This is a genomic window from Kordia jejudonensis (assembly GCF_001005315.1).
In the GTDB taxonomy this organism is placed as follows: Bacteria; Bacteroidota; Bacteroidia; order Flavobacteriales; family Flavobacteriaceae; genus Kordia; species Kordia jejudonensis.
Genome location: NZ_LBMG01000127.1, coordinates 1 through 2,049 on the forward strand (window position 1 = coordinate 1; position 2,049 = coordinate 2,049).

At 27.5% G+C, this 2,049-nt stretch carries 1 protein-coding gene and 1 pseudogene; one reads left to right on the forward strand and one right to left on the reverse strand.

Annotated elements, in window-relative coordinates:
- A pseudogene (locus AA089_RS22910) lies at positions 1–621 on the reverse strand (hypothetical protein); the annotation flags it as partial.
- A gap of 896 nt (positions 622–1,517) precedes the next feature.
- Here AA089_RS22910 and AA089_RS22915 point away from each other — a divergent pair.
- Positions 1,518–2,049 (forward strand): WG repeat-containing protein (locus tag AA089_RS22915; RefSeq protein ID WP_162200477.1); only part of this gene is annotated, 532 nt, incomplete at its 3' end.

The window sequence follows — 2,049 nt, forward strand, 5'->3', positions numbered from 1 at the left end:
AACGCTCATTTTTCCATTGTAGGTGTTTCCTTTGTAATTCTTATCAATTAATAAGTAATCATGGAATAAACCAACGTGCATATCGCTAATACGATTGATGATTAATAACTTTTTATTGATGTTGTGTTTTGTGAGTGCTTCATTAAAGATTTTTAAACAGTTTACAATTTCATTTTTACGTTGATCAGACAAGGTGTTTTTTTGGTGTTCTGGAACATCTATGTTATCTAAAAAATCGATATACCGTAATTGTATATCAAACAAGTATTGCCGATTTTTGATTTCGATTGGTTGTCCCCAACCTTGTAATTCGGCTTTGAATTCTTTTTCAAAATCAATTGCTTGAATTACTGCATCTGCGTAATTGGTAGCATCATGGGTTTTACTGGCTTTGCGTCCATCACTTCCTGGAACGTGCAACCGTGATTTATACCGATGCTTTTCAAAATTCTTGCAGGTAGAATAATTTTTGCCTGTTTCTCCACACGTAGGTTCTTCTTTTACTTTTTTGGTATTTCGTAAAATCATTTTTCGTGTCCATGAAAAATGCTTTTTACATACATGACAGTAAATAAAGAGTCCTTTGTGCTTGTTGTTAGGCATGTGCTTTCGTTTTGCCATACAGTTTTCTCCTTTGTTTTTTAATTTTAATTGCGTTATTAAATTCTTTTTGGAAATAGTAAGTAGTTCAAATATTATCTGAATATTGAATTACATGCTAAACACTTCTAATTGATGTTCTCTAAAACATCACGAAAACAAAGTTTTGAAATAGTAGTTAAATATCATTTGTCAGCTTTTGTAACTCGAACAATTCAAAAACATAAAAAACTAATTATCAATTATATATATTTTTAAAGTGCGACAATCGAGGACAAATCGGTATCGAATGAATTGACCTATAAACAATTTTTAATTTAATGACTATTCCAATTCAATGATTTAAGATACTCTCTAAAGTATCACAGGCGTAAAGATTTGAAATACTTTTCAAGAATCATTTGTAAAATTTTGTGCAGTACACTTGGATTGTAAGAAGAAATTGTAGGAATAAATAAAAAGAAAGATTTTTCCTTTTTAAATGAAATATATTTATGAAATAAACAATAAAAATTTTGAACAATATGTTCGATTTAACACGTATTTTACGATTTCATTTTTACAACCTATAACAACTGAATATTAGACTCAAAAGAGGAAATATTAATCCTAATCATTAAAATCTTTGGTTATAATTTGAATTTTAAAATTCGCTCAACATGTTACTTTTTTTATATAATTAAAATCCTTCATTCGTACTGCTCATTAATTTGTATTTAAGAGTTTCAATATTATTTAATTTCTAATAATATATATTTTTGGGTAATGAATTTTGAAATTATTCCCTATTGATAGATTACAAAGTAATAATCAAAAATCCTTTCTTTGTAATAAAACAATTTATTCAATTCTAAAAGTGGTAACCGAATTTTAATCATTCAGTACAGCTTTTGATGATTTAATTAAAAATTTTAAAAATGAAAATTGATCGCACTGTAATACCTGAAAATAATATATACCCTTATAAAAAGTTTGGAAAATGGGGATACATGAATCCTAAAGGAAAAATTGTTGTTCAGCCTGAATTTGATTATGTATATAGTTTTGGAGAAGATGAATTAGCAATAATAGAACAAAACAAAAAACACGGTTTTATAAATAAAAAAGGGGAAATTGTTATTCAACCTCAATTTGATTACGCTGATAGCTTCGGAAAAGCCGAATTAGCACCCATAAAACAAAATGAAAAATATGGTTTTATAAACAAAAAAGGAGAGATCGTTATTCAACCTCAATTTGATCATGTATATGGTTTTGAAGAAGCCGAATTAGCACTAATAGAACAAAAAAATAAATATGGTTTTATAAACAAAAAAGGGGAAATTGTTGTAAAACCTCAATTTAGTGATGCTGGTACTTTTGGAAAAGCTGAATTAGCAATAATCAAGAAAAATAGAAAATATGGCTTTATCAATCAGAAAGGGGAAATTGTTATTCAACCTCAATTTG